This is a genomic window from Desemzia sp. FAM 23988, assembly GCF_045528365.1.
Classification (GTDB): domain Bacteria; phylum Bacillota; class Bacilli; order Lactobacillales; family Carnobacteriaceae; genus Desemzia.
The window spans coordinates 1-1,045 of record NZ_JBGQQS010000057.1; the positions used below are offsets into that span (position 1 = coordinate 1).

The 1,045-nt window shown below is 37.1% G+C and carries 1 protein-coding gene; it reads right to left on the bottom strand.

All coding sequences use genetic code 11. The annotated features are described in order from the left end of the window. Nucleotides 1-908, bottom strand: a 908-nt coding sequence (locus tag ACEN4L_RS13395) for an IS1380 family transposase (RefSeq protein ID WP_407097745.1), incomplete at its 3' end; no start/stop codon positions are given. Nucleotides 909-1,045 lie beyond the last annotated feature (137 nt).

The following is a 1,045-nucleotide window of genomic DNA, read 5'->3' on the forward strand; positions in this document are numbered from 1 at the left end:
AATCCATCGCGTGTCGATTTTATCACTACTCTTTGAGGTTTCTTCCATGATTTTGCTTGATAATCGATGTTAAAGTACTGAACTTCTGTTTCTTCCCAATTCGTATCATCACCATAGGTGATCAGATGTTCTGCAATCGTTTGAAGTTTCGTATTAGCTTTTAGCCGGATCACAAATTGAACGGAGTAATCGTCTGCTAGTTCATAAACTTCAGGTGTGGCAAATCCGCTGTCTCCACGTACCAGAATATTTAACTCAGTTGTACGGTCTTTATAGGAATCTAGTAAATCACGGACAAAAGAACCGACACCTTTTGAGGTATATTGGTTTCCAGAACGCAGCTTAGCTCCAAGAAAAAGACCTGTAAGTCCATCAAAAGCAAGCAATGGATGGTAGCCAGTTGTCCCATAGTGAGCATTATAATCAGTAGACTCTTGGTTACCAAATGTATCAGAATGAGTAGAATCTAAATCTAAAACCATTTCTTGTGTAGCTTGAGATTCATGAAACAGCTTGATTAAGGCTTGTGTCAAGTCATTCAATTCATCTAAATTTTTTTCTGTCGATTCTGAAAAGAACCGAGAGATAGTTGGCTGTGAACTGCCTTCTTGTTCATCTAAGATGAGCTTAAAAACGGGATCATGCCGCAAGGCATTGGCTGCGCTATCCGACTTATAACCTGAAATGAGTTGATACAGTACCTGAAGAAACGTTGTGTTCTTTGAATGGGTAAAGAATTTCCGCTTGTCTTCAAAATGCACATTTTTCTTCACTAATTTATTAAACTGAATTTTTTCGAGGAACTCACGAACCAAAATCAATCCGCCATGGGAAGATAGCTTTTCACTTTTTGAGGAAATTTGAACATTTTTATTGAAACTTAGTCGATTATCGCGTAAATTTGACATATAGAACACCTCTGTTTTGTATTTTCGTCAAATCTACATTAACAGAAAGGTGTTCTTTTTTCACGCACCAAATGGGTGAAAAAAGAAACTCTTTACAAATGTTGAAGAAATACGGTTTTAGAGCGCAAACTCATAAA